Origin of the sequence: Klebsiella sp. K47, from assembly GCF_051858335.1 — a bacterium.
Taxonomy (GTDB): Bacteria; Pseudomonadota; Gammaproteobacteria; order Enterobacterales; family Enterobacteriaceae; genus Klebsiella; species Klebsiella pneumoniae.
On sequence record NZ_JBPYUI010000189.1, the window covers coordinates 1 to 243 of the forward strand.

A 243-nucleotide genomic window follows, 5' to 3' on the forward strand; every position below is an offset into this window, starting at 1 on the left:
AGGCCAAGGTGATCTGCTTCGACGAGTTCTTCGTCTCGGACATCACCGACGCCATGATCCTGGGCACCTTGATGGAGGAGCTGTTCAAGAACGGCGTGACCCTGGTGGCCACCTCCGACATCGTGCCGGACGGCCTGTACAAGGACGGCCTGCAGCGTGCGCGCTTCCTGCCGGCCATCGCCATGATCAAGCAGTACACCGATGTAGTGAACGTCGACAGCGGTGTCGATTATCGCCTGCGCC

The 243-nt window shown here is 61.3% G+C and carries 1 protein-coding gene; it reads left to right on the forward strand.

The window, feature by feature from the left end:
- A partial coding sequence (gene zapE, locus RRF55_RS27645) for an AFG1/ZapE family ATPase (RefSeq protein ID WP_439419245.1) occupies positions 1 to 243 on the forward strand: 243 nt, incomplete at both ends.